The 16,587-nt window shown below is 67.4% G+C and carries 13 protein-coding genes; 6 read left to right on the forward strand and 7 right to left on the reverse strand.

The window, feature by feature from the left end:
* Positions 1-5: 5 nt before the first annotated feature.
* From ACP693_RS01880 to dapF, 4 genes are all read right to left on the reverse strand, one after another.
* Positions 6-419: a YraN family protein gene (locus ACP693_RS01880; protein WP_426019370.1), complete on the reverse strand. Its 414-nt coding sequence runs from the start codon at positions 417-419 to the stop codon at positions 6-8.
* Positions 416-1,288 (reverse strand): 16S rRNA (cytidine(1402)-2'-O)-methyltransferase, encoded by an 873-nt coding sequence (gene rsmI, locus ACP693_RS01885; RefSeq protein WP_426019367.1) that lies wholly within the window; start codon positions 1,286-1,288, stop codon positions 416-418. The genes ACP693_RS01880 and rsmI overlap by 4 nt, the downstream gene beginning before the upstream one ends.
* On the reverse strand, positions 1,285-3,615 hold the full coding sequence (locus tag ACP693_RS01890) for an NADP-dependent malic enzyme (RefSeq protein WP_426019364.1): 2,331 nt from the start codon (positions 3,613-3,615) through the stop codon (positions 1,285-1,287). Before ACP693_RS01890 ends, rsmI begins: the two co-directional genes overlap by 4 nt.
* A 210-nt stretch (positions 3,616-3,825) precedes the next feature.
* Positions 3,826-4,656: a diaminopimelate epimerase gene (gene dapF, locus ACP693_RS01895; protein ID WP_426019362.1), complete on the reverse strand. Its 831-nt coding sequence runs from the start codon at positions 4,654-4,656 to the stop codon at positions 3,826-3,828.
* 40 nt (positions 4,657-4,696) lie between these two features.
* On the opposite strand from dapF, the gene ACP693_RS01900 reads away from it, so the two are divergent.
* The 4 genes from ACP693_RS01900 (at position 4,697) to ACP693_RS01915 (ending at position 11,031) form a co-directional block, all read left to right on the forward strand.
* Positions 4,697-5,491 carry a potassium channel family protein gene (locus ACP693_RS01900; protein WP_426019359.1) on the forward strand — a complete coding sequence of 265 codons (795 nt, stop codon included), beginning with the start codon at positions 4,697-4,699 and terminating at the stop codon, positions 5,489-5,491.
* Between the two features lie 99 nt (positions 5,492-5,590).
* Complete coding sequence (locus ACP693_RS01905) at positions 5,591-7,765, forward strand: prolyl oligopeptidase family serine peptidase (protein ID WP_426019356.1); 2,175 nt, start codon at positions 5,591-5,593, stop codon at positions 7,763-7,765.
* Between the two features lie 163 nt (positions 7,766-7,928).
* On the forward strand, positions 7,929-10,133 hold the full coding sequence (locus ACP693_RS01910) for a prolyl oligopeptidase family serine peptidase (RefSeq protein WP_426019353.1): 2,205 nt from the start codon (positions 7,929-7,931) through the stop codon (positions 10,131-10,133).
* A 142-nt stretch (positions 10,134-10,275) separates the two neighbouring features.
* A complete protein-coding gene (locus ACP693_RS01915) occupies positions 10,276-11,031 on the forward strand; it encodes a DUF1223 domain-containing protein (RefSeq protein WP_426019350.1) in 756 nt (251 codons plus the stop codon).
* Positions 11,032-11,046: 15 nt separating this feature from the next.
* Here the strand turns inward: ACP693_RS01915 and ACP693_RS01920 are convergent, their stop codons facing one another.
* From ACP693_RS01920 to glpK, 3 genes are all read right to left on the reverse strand, one after another.
* On the reverse strand, positions 11,047-12,144 hold the full coding sequence (locus tag ACP693_RS01920; RefSeq protein ID WP_426019348.1) for a non-reducing end alpha-L-arabinofuranosidase family hydrolase: 1,098 nt from the start codon (positions 12,142-12,144) through the stop codon (positions 11,047-11,049).
* Positions 12,145-12,212: 68 nt separating this feature from the next.
* Positions 12,213-13,289 (reverse strand): phosphotransferase family protein, encoded by a 1,077-nt coding sequence (locus ACP693_RS01925; protein ID WP_426019345.1) that lies wholly within the window; start codon positions 13,287-13,289, stop codon positions 12,213-12,215.
* A gap of 48 nt (positions 13,290-13,337) precedes the next feature.
* Positions 13,338-14,834 carry a glycerol kinase GlpK gene (glpK, locus tag ACP693_RS01930; RefSeq protein WP_426019342.1) on the reverse strand — a complete coding sequence of 499 codons (1,497 nt, stop codon included), beginning with the start codon at positions 14,832-14,834 and terminating at the stop codon, positions 13,338-13,340.
* A 58-nt stretch (positions 14,835-14,892) separates the two neighbouring features.
* Between glpK and ACP693_RS01935 the strand changes: the two genes are divergently transcribed.
* Both ACP693_RS01935 and ACP693_RS01940 read left to right on the forward strand, forming a co-directional pair.
* A complete protein-coding gene (locus ACP693_RS01935; RefSeq protein ID WP_426019339.1) occupies positions 14,893-15,873 on the forward strand; it encodes a threonine ammonia-lyase in 981 nt (326 codons plus the stop codon).
* A 61-nt stretch (positions 15,874-15,934) separates the two neighbouring features.
* A complete protein-coding gene (locus tag ACP693_RS01940) occupies positions 15,935-16,390 on the forward strand; it encodes a MaoC family dehydratase (protein ID WP_425986924.1) in 456 nt (151 codons plus the stop codon).
* Positions 16,391-16,587: the final 197 nt, after the last annotated feature.

Here is a 16,587-nt window from a genome sequence, read left to right on the forward strand (position 1 = left end):
CTTCGTCAGCGCCTTTCGACGCCGCGAAGATGACGTGGAACGCGCCAGGGAGCCAGCGCCACCATATCAATTCTCAAATCAAGACGTTGCAGGCCCGGCCGATTGCGCCGGATGGCCTCGCCCGCTGCGATCAGCCGGTCGTGCTGGTCGGGTTTCAGGGCCAGCATCGCCGCCTCCATCGTCGCGCGGCGCTTGACCTCGACCACGGCCAGCACACGGCCGCGACAGACCAGCAAATCGATCTCGCCAGCCCGGCTCTTGAGCCGAAAGCCCAGCACCCGATAGCCGCGCAGCATCAGCCAAAGCGCCGCGATCCATTCGGCGGCGTGACCGGCCTTGAACGCCGCCCCGCCCTTCGCCTGACGCCACGCCGCCTTGGGGCGACGGACCGGCGCGGGCCGAGGCAAACGCGGGTTCACTTGCCCTTCAGCTCCAGCGCGCGGCGATAGAGGGTCTTGCGGTTCAGCCCCAGGGCCTTGGCGACCTCCGAGGCGGCGTCGCCGGTGGACAGGGTCTGCAGGGCGTCGATCAGGGCGGCGTCCGCGTCGGCTTCGGTCGCCTGAACCTCTTCGCCGGGGCCGACGACCACGACGATCTCGCCCTTGGGAGCGTCCAAGCGCGGATCGACCGACAACTCGTCCAGCGTCCCGCGCACGCACTCTTCATAGAGTTTGGTCAGCTCGCGGGCGACGGCGGCGGGGCGCGGCCCCAACACGGCGGCCATGTCGGTCAGGCTGTCCTTCAGGCGCGGCCCGCTTTCGAAGAAGACCAGGGTCTGGCGCTGGCCCTTCAGCGCCTCCAGCGCGGCGGTGCGACCCGCCGTCTTAGGCGGCAGGAAGCCGGCGAACAGCACCCGGTCGGCGGGCAGGCCGGCGATGCACAGGGCCGCCAGCAGGCTGGACGGGCCGGGGATCGGGTGGACAGGCAAACCTTCGGCGATCACCGCACGGGCGACGACGAAGCCGGGATCGCTGACCAGGGGCGTGCCCGCGTCCGAAACCAGGGCCACGACCTGGCCCTCGCGCAGGCGTTCGATGGCCTGTTCGGCGGCACGCCCGGACGCGTGGTCGTCGCAGCGTTCCAGCCTGGCTTTCAGCCCATAGGCCGCCAGCAGTTTGGCGGTGACGCGGGTGTCCTCGGCCAGCACCAGGTCGGCGGCGGCCAGCACGTCCAGCGCCCTCAGCGTAATGTCGCGCAGGTTCCCGATCGGGGTGGCGACCAGATACAGGCCCGATTCAACCCGCCGGGGCGGAGGGGCGGCGGGTGGAAAGGGCGAAAGTTCGCTCAACGCTCGACCACGGCCGCCGGCGGGCGCGGCGCCGAGGTCAGGCCCGACCCCTGAAAGGCGGGACCGGCGTCATAGGCGGCGAAGGTGGCGGCCGTGATGATCTCGCTGACCGAGGCGCCCAGGGACACGATCTGAACCGGCTTCTCCAGCCCGACCAGCAGCGGGCCGATCACGGTCGCGCCGCCCAGGGCCTGGACCAGTTTGGTCGAGATGGCGGCCGAATGGATGGCGGGCATGACCAGGATGTTGGCGGGTTTGGTCAGGCGGTTGAAGGCGTAGGCCGAGTGACCCTTGGGATCCAGGGCGACTTCGGGCGGCATTTCGCCCTCGTATTCGAAATCGACGCCCTTCTTGTCCAGGATGCGGATCGCCTCGCGCACCTTTTCGGCGCGGTCGCCGGGCGGGTTGCCGAAGGTGGAATAGGACAGGAAGGCCACGCGCGGATTGCGGCCCAGCCTGCGCACCGTCTCGGCCGCCTTGACGGCGATGTCGGCCAGTTCCTCGGCGTTGGGCAGTTCGTGGATGGTGGTATCGGCGACGAACAGGGTCCGGCCCTTGGCCAGAAGGATCGACAGGCCGATCAGGGTGTCCTCGACGTCCAGCACGCGCTGGACCTCCTTCAGCGCCATGTTGAAGTTGCGGGTCACGCCCGCGACCATGGCGTCGGCCCGGCCCTTGGCGACCAGGGTGGCGGCGAAATAGTTGCGGTCCTGGTTGATCATCCGCTGCACGTCGCGGCGCAGATAGCCCCGGCGCTGCAGCTTTTCGTACAGCCAGTCGGTGTCCTCGACATTGTGGTCCGAGACGCGGGCGTTGATGATCTCGATGCCCAGTTCGTCGAAGTTCAGACCCGCCTCGGCGGCGTTCTGACGGATCAGATCTTCGCGCCCGACCAGAAGCGGCGTGCCCAGGTCGGCCTGTTTGAAGCCCCAGGCGGCGCGGATGACGGCCGGCTCCTCGCCCTCGGCGAAGACGACGCGCTTGTTGGGCCCGCCGCGCACGGCCGAGCTGATCTTCTGCATCAGGGCGGCGGACGGATCGACGCGCGAACGCAGGGCGTTGCGATAGGCGTCCATGTCCTCGATCTGGACGCGGGCCACGCCGGTATCCATCGCCGCCTGGGCGATGAAGGGCGGGATGTACCAGATCAGGCGCGGATCGAACGGCGTCGGAATGATGTAGTCCGGACCGAACTTCAGCTTGCGCCCGCGATAGGCGGCGGCGACCTCGTCCGGCACGTCCTCGCGCGCAAGCGCCGCCAGGGCCTGGGCGCAGGCGATCTTCATCTCGTGGTTCACGCGGCGCGCCCGCACGTCCAGGGCGCCCCGGAACAGATAGGGGAAGGCCAGGACGTTGTTGACCTGGTTCACATAGTCCGAGCGGCCCGTGGCGATGATGGCGTCCGAACGCACCGACTGGACGTCCTCGGGCGTGATCTCTGGATCGGGGTTGGCCATGGCGAAGATGATCGGGTTCGGGGCCATCGACGCCACCATCTCCTTGGTGATCGCGCCCTTGGCCGACAGGCCCAGCACCACGTCGGCGCCGACCATGGCCTCGGCCAAAGTGCGCAGCGGGGTGTCGGTCGCGTGGGCGGCCTTCCACTGGTCCATGCCGTGTTCGCGGCCCTGATAGACGACGCCGTCGCGGTCGCAGATGACGGTGTTCTCGGCCTTGACGCCGGCGGCCTTCATCAGGGCGATGGACGACAGGCCCGCCGCGCCGGCGCCCGCCAGCACGACCTTGACCTCGTCCAGCTTCTTGCCCGCCACGTGGCAGGCGTTGATCAGGCCGGCGGTCGAGATGATGGCCGTGCCGTGCTGGTCGTCATGGAAGACGGGGATGTCCAGCAGGTCCTGAAGCTCGCTTTCGATGACGAAACATTCCGGGGACTTGATGTCCTCCAGATTGATGCCGCCCCAGGTGTCGCCGATGTTCTTGACGACGGTGATGAACTCGTCCGGATCGGTGGTCTTCACCTCGACGTCGAAGCTGTCGACGTCGGCGAACCGCTTGAACAGGACCGACTTGCCTTCCATCACCGGCTTGGAGGCCATGTGGCCCAGATTGCCCAGGCCCAGGATGGCGGTGCCGTTCGAGATCACGGCGACCAGATTGCCCTTCGAGGTGTAGTCGTAGGCCTTGTCCGCATCGGCGGCGATGGCCAGGACCGGCACGGCCACGCCCGGCGAATAGGCCAGCGACAGGTCGCGCTGCGTCGCCATCGGCTTGGTCGGCGCCATGGAAATCTTTCCCGGCGTGGGGATGCGGTGGAAATCCAGGGCCTCTTGGTCGGAGAAGGTCTGTTTTTCGGTTTGATCGGGCATGACTTTGGGCGTTTCCGGGCGCGTCGTTTCTGATTGGCTCGTCTGTTCCTAAAGCGGCGGACGGTAAGGGACAACCGCAGACGGGCTATCGCGCCTTATCCCACAGTTTCGGGACGCGAAGGCCGTCAAACCCGCAGCCGTCGCCGGCTCTGTGCGAAAAAGGTGACCCGACGGAACAGTCGCGTGCGGTTTTCCGCAAACGGCCTGTTTTTAGATCGACAGCAGGCCCGGGCGCTCGATTTCCACGGGCCCGGTCATCAGCACATGATCGGTCTGCGCATCCCAGTCGATGACCATCTCGCCGCCGTCCACGACCACGGTCGCCTTGCGGTCGGTCAGGCCGCGCCGGGCCGTCGCGACCAGGGCGGCGCAGGCGCCGGTGCCGCAGGCCTTCGTCAGGCCGGCCCCCCGCTCCCAGACCCGCAGGCGGATGTGGTCGCGGTCCAGCACATTGGCGAAACCGACATTGACCCCTTGCGGAAACAGGGGGTGATGCTCGATCAGCGAGCCGGATCCGGTGACGAAGCCGTCGTCCTGGCGGTCGGTGAAGAAGACCACGTGCGGATTGCCCATGGAGACGGCGCCGGGCGTGTGCAGGATCGGCGCGTCGATCGGCCCGACCTGAAGCTCGATCCCGCGCGTGTCCATCTCCTCGGCCAACGGTACCTGGGTCCAGTCCAGCCGGGGCTTTCCCATGTCCACGGTCACGCGGTGGTCGCCGGCGCGGCTCGCGGTGGTCGGGCCGCCCGCCGTATCGATGACGACGCGATCCCCGCCATTGGCCTGCATCAACAGCCAGCCGACGCAGCGCAGGGCGTTGCCGCAGGTCTCGACCATCGACCCATCGGCGTTCCACACCCGCATGAAGGCGTCGGCCGTCGCGGAGGGTTCGATGGCGATCAGCTGGTCGAACCCTTCGCCCGTTTCACGGTCGCCCAGCGCGCGAATCTGATCTTCGCGGGGAGCGAACGGCTGTTCCAGCGCATTGACGACGACGAAGTCATTGCCGGCGCCGTTCATCTTGACGAAAGGACGGGTCATGCAGGCCATATAGGCGCATCCCTGCGTCCCGGAAACCAGCGTGTCCCATACCGAAACCGACCCCAAGGACGACGGCCTGCGGCTGAAGGCGCGGTTGCGTTATCTCTATCACGGCAGCCAGCCGGCGGCGGTGAAGTTCCGACTGATGGTGATCGCGGTGGACTTCGCCATCATCGCCTTCTTCCTGGCCTCGCCGATCCTGAAGAATATGGGATGGGCCTTCTATGCGCTGGACTATCTGGTGGCGGCGACCCTGGCGGCCGACCTGGCGGCGCGGGCCTATGCCTATTCGGACATCAGGGACTGGCTGAAGCGGCCCATCGTCTGGCTGGACCTGTTCATCCTGGCGACGCTGCTGTTCCCCGCCTGGCTGTTCAACCTGGGCTTCCTGCGGATGCTGCGCCTTTGGACCCTGCTGAACTCGGACTTCTTCTGGCGCACCATCGGGGCCAAGTTCGACGACACCCGGGTCGAGGGCATCGTGCGCGCCCTGTCCAGCCTGGTCACCTTCGTCTTCGTCACGACGGGTTTCGTCTATGCGACCTTCCTGGGGCATGACGGGATCGCGGGCTATATCGACGCCATGTATTTCACCGTGGCGACCCTGACGACGACCGGGTTCGGCGACGTGACCCTGCCCGGATCGCTGGGCAAGCTGTTGTCCATCGCCATCATGCTGGTGGGCATCACCCTGTTCCTGCGTCTGGCCCAGGCCCTGATCAAGCCGCACAAGGTCCGCTATCCGTGCGAGCGTTGCGGCCTCCAGACGCACGACCCGGACGCCGTCCACTGCAAGGCCTGTGGAAACCTGCTCTGCATTCCCGACGAAGGCTGAGCCGAAAGGGTGGCCGGTGTGACAAAACGGTAAGGTCCCTCGACTTGCCGCGCGGGAAGGCGTCGCTAAGGTGCCGGCTTCGTTTTCCGGGGACTGTCCATGATCCGCTCTTCCGCCGTCGCGCTCGCGGCCCTTCTCGCCTCCACCAGCCTGACCTCGGTATCCATGGCCCAGACTCCTTCAGCTTCTCCCGCCCCCGCTTCCGGCGCTTTCGCGACCAGCGACGCGACCGACCCCTATCTGTGGCTGGAGGAGGTCGAGGGCGAGCGGGCGATGGAATGGGTCAAGGCCCACAACGACCGCACCTTCGCCGTGCTGCAGGGCGACGCCCGCTACGAGCCGTTGCACCAGCAGGCGCTTGAGATCGTCCAGGCCCAGGACCGCATCCCCTCGCCCGGCTTCACCCACGACGGCCATGTCGACAACTTCTGGCAGGACGCCCAGCACGTGCGCGGCGTCTGGCGCCGGACCACGCTGGACAGCTATCGCACCGCGACGCCGGAATGGCAGACCATCCTGGACATCGACGCCCTGGCGGCGGCAGAGGGCCAGAACTGGGTCTACAAGGGCGCGACCTGCCTGGCGCCCGAGGAACGCTATTGCCTGCTCAGCCTGTCGAACGGCGGCAAGGACGCGGTGACCCTGCGCGAGTTCGACAGCGTCGAGCGCAAGTTCGTCGAGGGCGGCATCGTCCTGCCGGAATCCAAGGGCGGCGCGTCGTGGATCGATCAGGACACCCTGTTGATCTCGCGCGACTTCGGTCCCGGCACCCTGACCGACTCAGGCTATCCGATGGTGGTCAAGCGCCTGAAGCGCGGTCAGGGCCTGGATCAGGCCGAGACCCTGTTCACGGGCAAGCCGACGGACGTCTCGGTGTCCGGCTATACGCTGCGCGACGCCGACGGGGTGGTGAAGGCGACCCTGATCAACCGTTCGGTGGACTTCTATTCGTCCGAGACCTGGCGGCTGACCGACGACGGCGCCCTGACCCAGCTTCAGCTGCCGGCCAAGTCCGACATCACCGGCCTGGTGGACGGGCGGCTGTTGGTGTCGCTGAAACAGGACTGGACCGCGCCGTCGGGCCAGGATTTCAAGACCGGCGACCTGATCGCCTGGCCGCTGGAGGCCTGGCTGGCCGACCAGGCGACCCCGGCCCAGCTGGTGCTGCGCCCGACCGAGCGTCAGGCGATCGAGGGCGTCAACGTCACGCGCAACCGTCTGGTCGTGGCCCTGTATGACAATGTGCGCGGCTCGGTGCGGGTCTATACGCCGGGTGACGGGGAGTGGGCGCACACGACCCTGGACCTGCCGCAGAACGTCTCGGTCGGCATCGGCTCGGCCTCCGAGAAGGACGACAAGGTCTTCGTCAGCGTCACCGGCTATCTGAACCCGTCCAGCCTGTGGCTGGCCGATGCGGCGACCGGCGCGGTCGATCAGGTCAAGTCCATGCCGGCCAAGTTCGACGCCGGCGGCATGACGGTGGACCAGCACGAGGCCCGCTCGGCCGACGGCACGATGATCCCCTATTTCGTGGTTCATAAGGCGGACATGCCGCTGGACGGCTCGAACCCCACATTGCTCTACGGCTACGGTGGGTTCGAAAGCTCGCTGCTGCCGGGCTATTCGGCGACGGTCGGCAAGCTGTGGCTTGAGCGCGGCGGGGTCTACGTCATCGCCAATACGCGCGGCGGCGGCGAGTTCGGCCCCCGCTGGCACGAGGCGGCCCTGCAGCAGAACCGCCAGCGCGCGCACGAGGACTTCCAGGCCGTGGCCCTGGACCTGATCGCCCGCGACATCACCAGCCAGCCCAAGCTGGGCATCATGGGCGGCTCGCAAGGCGGCCTGTTCATGGGGGCGATGCTGACCCAGCGGCCGGACCTGATCAACGCGGCCGTCATCCAGGTGCCGCTGTTCGACATGCTGCGCTTCCACAAGCTGCTGGCCGGCGCCTCGTGGATCGGCGAATACGGCAACCCGGACATCCCCGAGCAGCGCGCCTGGATCGAGCAATATTCGCCGTATCAGAACCTGCGCGCCGGCCAGCCCTATCCGGAAGTCTTCATCCACACCTCGACCAAGGACGACCGCGTCCATCCGGGCCATGCCCGCAAGGCGGCGGCGCGTCTTGAGGAGCTGGGCTATCCGGTGCTGTTCTACGAGAACGTCGATGGCGGCCATGCGGCCGGGGCGAACCTGCGCGAGACCGCGCGCCGCCTGGCGCTGGAATACACCTATCTGTCGCGCCGCCTGATGGACACGCCGGCGCAGGAATAGAACTCAATCCTCCCCCGTGAGCGCTTGCGAACGGGGGAGGGGGACCACGAAGTGGTGGAGGGGGCGACCCCATGCACCCTGTCTGGTTCCGCCCCCTCCACCGCCTGCGGCGGTCCCCCTCCCCCGCTATGCGGGGGAGGATCAGATTTGCGGAGTTCTAGCCATGCGCCACCTGATCCTGTCCGCCGCCATCCCGGCGCTTCTGTTGGGCGCGACGCCCGTGCTTTCTCAGACCGCAACAGTCCAGGCATCGACAGCCGAGCGGGCGCCCCCGCCGCACTTCCCCCGCGACCTGACCCCGGCAGGCGTCGCAGCCGCCGACGACCATCTGGCGCTGGAGCAGGTGGATGGGGCGCAGGCCATGGCCTTCGTCGCCGAGGAGAACCGCAAGTCCCTCGCCGTACTGACCGGCGACCCGCGCTACGAGACCTTCCGGGCCGAGGCCGAAGCCATACTGACCGCCACCGACCGCATCCCCACGCCCAGCTTCCTGGGCGACGGGGTCGGCAACTTCTGGCAGGACGCGACCAATCCCAAGGGCGTCTGGCGCCGCACGACGCTGGACAGCTACCGCACCGCGACGCCCCAGTGGGAGACGTTGCTGGACATCGACGCCCTGTCCAAGGCCGAGGGCAAGGACTGGGTGTTCAAGGGCGCCGACTGCCTGGCGCCGGACGAAACCCGCTGCCTGATCAACCTGTCCGACGGCGGCAAGGACGCCGTGGTCGTGCGCGAGTTCGACCTGACCACCAAGCGGTTCGTGGACAGCGGCTTCAGCCTGCCCGAAGGCAAACACCGCATCGAATGGCTGGACCGCGACACGCTTCTGGTCGCCACCGATTTCGGCGCGGGGACCATGACCGAGTCCGGCTACCCCTTCATCGTCAAGACGTTGAAGCGCGGCCAGGCACTGGCCCAGGCGGTCGAGGTCTATCGCGGCGAACAGGGCGACGGCGGCTACGGCGTCAGCCCCGCCGTCTATCGCGACCAGGACGGTAAGGTCACCGCAGTGATCATCACGCGTCCGTTGGACACCTTCCGGTCCGAGACGTGGCAGTTGGTGGATGGTCGGCCTGTGCGCCTCGAACTGCCCGCCCGTGTTTCCGTCCACGGGGTGCTGAACGGCAAGCTGGTCTTTACGGCCGAAGAAGCCTGGTCGCGACGTGGCAAAGATCGCAAGGCCGGCGACCTTTTGGCCGAGGTTTTGGATGTGCTGCATCCGGCGACGGCCACGGGAGACTTCGTCTTCACCAATGCGTCCGATGTGATCTTCCGGCCGGAGGCGCGTCAGGCCGTGGCTGACGTCCGCGTCCTCTCCGATCGCGTCGTGGTGTCCTACACCGACAATGTTCGCGGCCGTGCGGCAGTTTTCCATGATCGTGGCGAGTGGGGCTGGCCACGGACGGACATCGCCGTGCCCGATAACCTCGCTGTCGGCCTGGGCGACTCGTCCAAGTCGCGCGGCGAGGTCTTCGTCTCGACTCAGGGTTTCCTGGTTCCGCCGACCCTAAGCTTGGCCGATGCGGGCGCCGCGACCCTGACCACGCTGAAGTCGGCCCCGGCCAAGTTCGACGCATCGCGCGACGTGACCGAGCAATACGAGGCCACATCGACCGACGGGACGAAAATTCCCTATTTCATCACCCGGCCGCGCGACATGAAGCTGGACGGGTCGAACCCGACCATCATGCTGGGCTACGGTGGATTCCAGGTCAGCCTGAACCCGGCCTACAAGCCCGAGATGGGCAAGCTGTGGCTGGAGCGGGGCGGGGTCTTCGTCCAGGCCAACATCCGCGGCGGCGGCGAGTTCGGGCCGGACTGGCACCAGGCGGCGCTGGACGGAAACCGCCAGAAGGCCTTCGACGACTTCGCCGCCGTGGCGCGCGACCTAGAACAGCGCGGCGTCACCAGCCCGCGTCGCCTGGGCATCTACGGCCGCTCGAACGGCGGGGTTCTGACCAGCGTGTCGATCACCCAGCATCCCGAACTGTTCAATGCGGCGGTGATCGAGAGCCCGCTGGTGGACATGCTGCGCTATCACGAGCTGCCGGCCGGCGCCTCGTGGATCGGCGAATACGGCGACCCGCGCATCCCGGAAGAAGCCGCCTGGATCGCGAAATATTCCGCCTATCAGCAACTGCGGCCCGACGTGACCTATCCGCGCGTCTATCTGACCACCAACACGCGGGACGACCGCGTCCATCCCGGTCATGCGCGCAAGTTCGCCGCCCGCCTGGGCGACCAGGGCCACGACCATCTCTATTACGAGGACACGGCCGGCGGTCACTCCAACGACGCCGACCCGGTCGCCAACGCCCGCCGCTGGGCGCGTCACTATGTCTATCTGTCGCAACAACTGATGGATTGAGAGCTTTTTCCTTTGGGCTACCGCGCTTGGCGCTGCTTGAGACCGTCGTCGCTTGGGTTATCGCGCTCCGCGCGCGGCTTGAGCCCGTGGGTCACGCGATTATGAGGCGCGGCGGCGAGTCGCGGGGACTAAGAACGACGGCATGAACACCAAGGGCTGGATCATCGCGGGCACGGTCATGGCGGGCGCCCTGCTGTCCGTCGCCTCGGCGGCCCAGCCGGCTGCCGGCCGTCCGCCGCTCGCGCCGCGCCACGCCACAGCCGACGGCCCGCCGGTGGTGGTCGAACTGTTCACCGCCCAGGGCTGCGGCGGCTGTGTCGAGGCCAATGCGGCGGTCGAGAAGGCGGCGGCCCAGCCCGGCGTCATCGCCCTGACCTACGGCGTCGACTACTGGGACTATCTGGGCTGGACCGACACCTTCGCCCGCCCGGAGTTCGTTCAGCGCCAGCGCGCCTATCGCGCCGCCCTGCGCCAACGCGGCGTCTCGACGCCCCAGGTGGTGATCGACGGCCGTCGTCAGGTGTCCGGCGCCCGCAGCCTCGAACTTGAAACCGCAATCGACCAGGAAGCCGTGCGCCAGGTCTGGCCGCCCCAGATCGAATTCCGCGAGAGCGGAAACGGCGTCGGCGTCGGCTCCGGCCGCGCGCCCGTCGGCGGCGCCGAGGTGGTGGCCGTGACCTATACGCCCGGTCCCCAGGTGGTCGAGGTCCGCCAGGGCGAGAACCGCGGCCAGGCCGTGCGGCACATGAACGTCGTGCGCGGCGTGACCCGCCTGGGCGAATGGCGCGGCCGCCCCATGCTCTACACCCTGCCCCCGGCCCGTCCCGGCGAGGCGGTGGCGGTGCTGGTTCAGGGCAAGACCGACAAACGCATCCTGGGCGCCGCCGTCAGGGACTGAAGATCGCGCGCCGTCTTATGGAGACGCAGGGCACAGGGCGCTGAGGGGATTGGGTCCGGTCGCCGTCAGCAGGCCGAGGCGATAGGGCAGGTCGATATAGGCCGTGTCGGTCGCATGCGGCTCCAGGCCCTGATAGAGGAACTGAAGGGGCTGGCAGGGATCGATCGTCAGGGTCTGGTCATAACCGCTGCGGACCAGCTCGCCATGCGATACGCCCTGAGACCAGGCCTCGCCGTCGAAGACGACATTGTCTGACCCGGCGAACGAACGTGATGGACTGCCCGCCAGCAGACGCCAGTCGCCATCCAGCCGATCGCTGGTCCAGGCGCTGAAGTAGCGTCCCTGGGGTCCGATAGCCTCGACCAGGGTCAGGTAGGTGTTCGTGCCGGCCAGTCGGTAGTGCATGCTGGCTTCGAAGATGTCGTCTCGCGGCCCTGTCATGACGCGGCGTGTGTCGGCAAACCCGACCGGAAACTGCTGGATCGAGGTCCGTGAGCGGAACAGGTTGCCGTGGTCGTCCGTGTTGAACAGATAGCAGGACGCCTCGTCGCAGATGATCCAGAAGTCGAGCCAGGCCTCCTTGCCCGTGGCGGCCTTGATAATGTCCGGGGCCTGGTCGAAGAAGGGTTTCGGCGCGCTCCAGGATGACGGATCACCGATCGTCGCGGTCGTGGAATAGACGGGCGGACCGCTCTGATAGACCATGTACCAGAGCTTCTGCGGCGCGAAGTAGAACACCTGCGGGGCGGCTCTGTAACCGGGCCCGATCCCCGACTGTTTCAGATCGACGATGGTGGCAGTCGACGCCTGCGACCAGTCGGTGAAATGGGTATAGGCCATGTGCCAGCCCTCGGCCCCGACCGAGGTCATGAAGACATGATACTCGCCGTCCACATGGACGATCGAGGGGTCCTTGAGCGCTGAATACCCGTTTCCGTCACCGGCTCTCGGTGCGATGATCTGGGCGGAGGAGCGCCAGTGGAATTTGGAAGGCGACGTCCCGTCTTCGACCGACTGCGCTGTCGTGGGGTCGGGTTTGACGACGACCAAGGCCAGCGCCGCTGCGAGCGCCCAGGTCCATCGACGTCTTTTCGGCAGCGCGATCATCGCCATGCGTCCTGTGAAAAGCACCAGATGACACCCGGCGTATCGACGGAATGCGTTTGCGTAAAGCCGCCGCGCTAGGCTCCGGCCTTCTTCGCGAAACCCCAGGCGGCGTCGCTGAGCGGGCCGACCTGGGCGGCCATGGTCTTGGCGTGGGCGCTGGCGGCGGTGCCGTCGCGGACGCGACCGGCGATGCCTTGGCAGATGGCCGCCAGGCGGAACAGGTTGTAGGCGTAGAGCCAGTCCAGATTGGCGGGCCGCATGCCCGTCGCGGCGGCGTAGCGTTCGACCGTCTCCTCGACGGACGGGATGCCCAAGGCCTCCAGATCGGCGCCGGCGAGGCCATTGCGCAGGGAAGCCGGAATGGCCCAGGCGATCAGCAGATAGGAGAAGTCGGCCATCGGATCGCCCAGGGTCGACAGCTCCCAGTCCAGCACGGCGCGCACTTCCGCCCGGTCCGGCGCCAGGATCATGTTGTCGAGGCGGAAGTCGCCGTGGACGATTCGGCTCGGCCCCTCGGGCGGCAGGCTGTCGGGCAGGAAGGCGATCAGCCGATCCATGGCGGCGATGGGTTCGGTCTCCGAGGCGCGATACTGCTTGGTCCAGCGGCCGACCTGGCGCGCGAAATAGTTGCCGGCCTTGCCGTAGTCGCCCAGGCCGATGGCGGCGGGATCAAAGGCGTGCAGACGGGCCAGCGTATCCGTCTGGGCCTCATAGACGGCGCGGCGTTCGGCAGGCGTCAGTCCGGGCAGTTTCAGGTCCCAGAAGATCCGCCCCTCGACCTTGTCCATCACATAGAAGATCGAGCCGATGACAGCCTCGTCCAGGCACAGGGCGTGGGGTTTGGCCACCGGGAAACCTTGGGCGGCTAAGGCGGAGATGACCTGAAACTCGCGGTCCACGGCATGGGCGCTGGGTAAGAGGACGCCGGGCGGCTTGCGGCGCAGCACATAACTCTTGGCGGGCGTCGTCAGCTCATATGTGGGGTTCGACTGGCCCCCCTTGAACTGGCGCACCGCCAGCGGGCCGGCGTAGCCCGCGACATGCGCTGTCATCCAGGCGTCGAGCGCCGTCTCGTCCAGCCGATAGCGGGGATCGACCTCGCGCGTGCCGGAAAAGGCGCTTTGTGCGTCGAGGGAAGAGGCGTCGGTCATGGGCGGCCCAGTCGGTTCTTGTAGCGTTTTCCTGGCGCCGCCCGCGTCTTAGGCCCGGTCCGGCGCGGCGATGATGGCGGCCTTCACCGCGCGGCGCCAGCCGGAAAGCAGACGCTCGCGTTCCGCGGTCGTCATGCGCGGCTTCCAGCAGGCCGGAGCCTCGGCGGGCCGGGCCTCCAGATCGGGCAGCAGGCCGACGCCCAGGGCCGCCAGACGCGCGGCGCCCAGGGCGGTCATCTCCTGGAAGGCCGGGCGTTCGACCTCGACCTCGCAGATGTCGGCGATGAACTGCATGGCGAAACTGTTGGCGGTGACGCCGCCGTCCACCTTCAGCGTCTTCAGCGGCGGGGCGCCGTCCTGGGCCAGGGCGTCCAGCAGATCGCGCGTCTGATAGGCCAGGGCCTCCAGCGCCGCGCGAACGAAATGAGCCGGGCCGGAATCGCGCGTCAGCCCGACGACGGTCCCGCGCGCCTCAGGCTCCCACCACGGCGCGCCCAGGCCGGTGAAGCCGGGCACCATATAGACCCCGCCGTTGTCGGGCAGCTCCTGCGCCATGGCCTCGGACTGGCGCGATTCCGAGATCAGGCCGACCCCGTCCCTCAGCCACTGGATCACCGACCCGGCCGAGAAGATCGACCCCTCCAGCGCATAGGCTGTCTCGCCGTCGGCCCGGTATCCCAGCGTGCCCAGCAGCCGCCGCGTCGAGGTCACCGGCTCGGCGCCGACATTGGCGACCAGAAAGGCGCCGGTGCCATAGGTGATCTTGGCGTCGCCGGCCTTCAGCGCGCCGTGTCCGACCAGGGCCGCCTGCTGATCGCCTGCGGAACCGGCGATAGGCAGGGCGCGGCCGAACAGCGCCGGGTCGCATTCGCCGATCACGCCCGCGCACGGCACGATCTCGGGCAAGGCCTCGCGCGGCACATTGAACAAGGCGCACAGATCGTCGCGCCATTCGACCGTCTTCAAGTCCATCAGGGCGGTGCGCGACGCATTGGTGGCGTCGGTAGCGTGAACCCGGCCGCCGGTCAGTTTCCAGATCAGCCAGGCGTCGATCGTGCCCAGCTTGACCTCGCCCTTGGCCGCCCGCTCGCGTGATCCCGGCACGGCGTCCAGCAGCCAGGCGAACTTGGTCGCCGAAAAATAGGGGTCCAGAATCAGGCCTGTCGCCGCCTGGACCATGGGCTCATGACCCTCGGCGGTCAGGCGGGCGGTGACGTCGGCGGTGCGCCGGTCCTGCCAGACGATGGCGCGATGCAGGGGCTCGCCGGTCGATGTATCCCAGATCACCGCCGTTTCGCGCTGGTTGGTGATGCCGATGGCGGCGAAGCGCGCCACGCCCCCCGCCTTGCGCACGACCTCGCGGCAGGTCTGGAGGGTGGCGGACCATATCTCGGCAGCGTCGTGCTCGACCCAGCCGGACTTGGGGAAATGCTGGGCCAGTTCGATCTGGCTGACGGCGACGGGGCGCAAATCCTGGTCCCGGATTTCAAAAGCGATGGCCCGCGTCGAGGTCGTGCCCTGGTCGATGGCGAGGATCAGGCTCATGCGTTTCTCTCCCTGCACCGTCTTGGGCGGCGCCTGCGGTTCGCGCTAAGGGGAGCATATGACGACGCACCTGCCCAGCTATGAAGGCGTCCTCGACGCCGCCCGTCAGATCGACGGCGTCGCCGTCCGCACGCCGCTGCTCGAAAGCCCTGCCCTGAACGCCGTCGTCGGCGGTCGGGTTCTGATGAAGGCTGAAAACCTCCAACGGGCCGGGGCCTTCAAGTTTCGCGGGGCTTACAACCGCATCAGCCGGCTGACGGATGAGGAGAAGACGCGCGGCGTCGTCGCCTTCTCGTCTGGCAACCATGCCCAGGGCGTGGCCGCCGCCGCCACCATGGTCCGCACGCCGGCGATCATCGTCATGCCGTCGGACTCGCCTCAGGTGAAGGTCGAGGGGGTGATCGGCTTCGGCGGCGAGGTGCGGCTGTACGACCGCTGGACCGAAAGCCGCGAGGACATCGGTGCCGCCATCGCCGCCGATCGCGGCTCGATCCTGGTTCCGCCGTTCGACGATGCCTTCATCATCGAGGGGCAGGGAACGGCCGCGCTGGAAATGCTAGATCAGGCCGATACGCTGTTCGACCAGCTCTTGTGCGGCGCCTCGGGCGGTGGCTTGATGGCCGGGGTCAATCTGGTCATGGCTGAACGCAGCCCTTCCACACGGGTGTTCGTGGTCGAGCCCGAGGCCTTCGACGACACGGCGCGGTCGCTGGCGGCGGGCGAGCGTGTCGGGCATTCGCAGGGGGCGCCGTCGATCTGCGACGCGCTGATGTCGCCCATGCCGGGCGTTCTGACCTGGCCGATCAACCGGCGACTGGCGGGCGCGATAACCGTGTCCGACGCGGAAGTGGCCGAGGCTGTGCGGTTCGCCTTTCGCCATCTGAAGCTGGTCATCGAGCCTGGAGGCGCGGTTTCTCTGGCCGCTCTGTTAGCCGGAAAGATCGGAACGGAAGGGCTGACGACGGCGATCATCCTGTCGGGCGGCAATGTCGATCCGACCCTGTACGCCGAGATCATCGAAGGGCGCTTCGGCGGTTGAGGGCTTTCCTTCGTCGTGCCGGTCGGCCAACCTCGCCTCAAAGCAATAAAGGGTGGACGCCATGACCAGGGCCAGCGAACTTCAGGGACTGATCGGCCAGGAGGTCGGGGTGTCGAAATGGTTCGACGTCACCCAGGCCCGGATCGACGCCTTCGCCGATTGCACTGAGGATCACCAGTTCATCCATGTCGATCCCGAGGCCGCCAAGGCCACGCCGTTCGGCGGAACCATTGCGCATGGGTTCCTGACTTTGAGCCTGGCATCCGCCATGAGCTACGATGCGGTTGCGCCGCTGGACGGGGTCGTGATGGGCGTCAACTACGGATTCGACAAGCTGAGGTTTCTGGCCCCTGTCCTGGCAGGATCACGCATCCGAGGCCGGTTCAAACTGCTGTCCGCCGAAGACAAGGGGGGCGGTCGCTGGCTGTTGAAGCACGAACTAAACGTGGAGATCGAAGGTGGTGACAAGCCGGCTTTGATCGCCGAATGGCTCGGGATGCAAATCCTGCAGGCTTAAGGCGGTGCGCGTGGCTTGGCATTGCTCGGACAAGTGATCGCCCGCACCTTCGCCGATTGTGACGCGTGAACGGCCGAATGTTAACAATTTGTAGCTGAAGCGCCAAATTTACCTGTATCATCAACGCCACGGTATGAGATGTTGAAGCGCCTTCGGTCACGTTTCCGCCTCGACCTTCTAAGGCAAGGCTGGTAAGA

The sequence above is a fragment of the Brevundimonas sp. TWP1-3 genome, from assembly GCF_049896085.1.
Lineage (GTDB): Bacteria > Pseudomonadota > Alphaproteobacteria > Caulobacterales > Caulobacteraceae > Brevundimonas.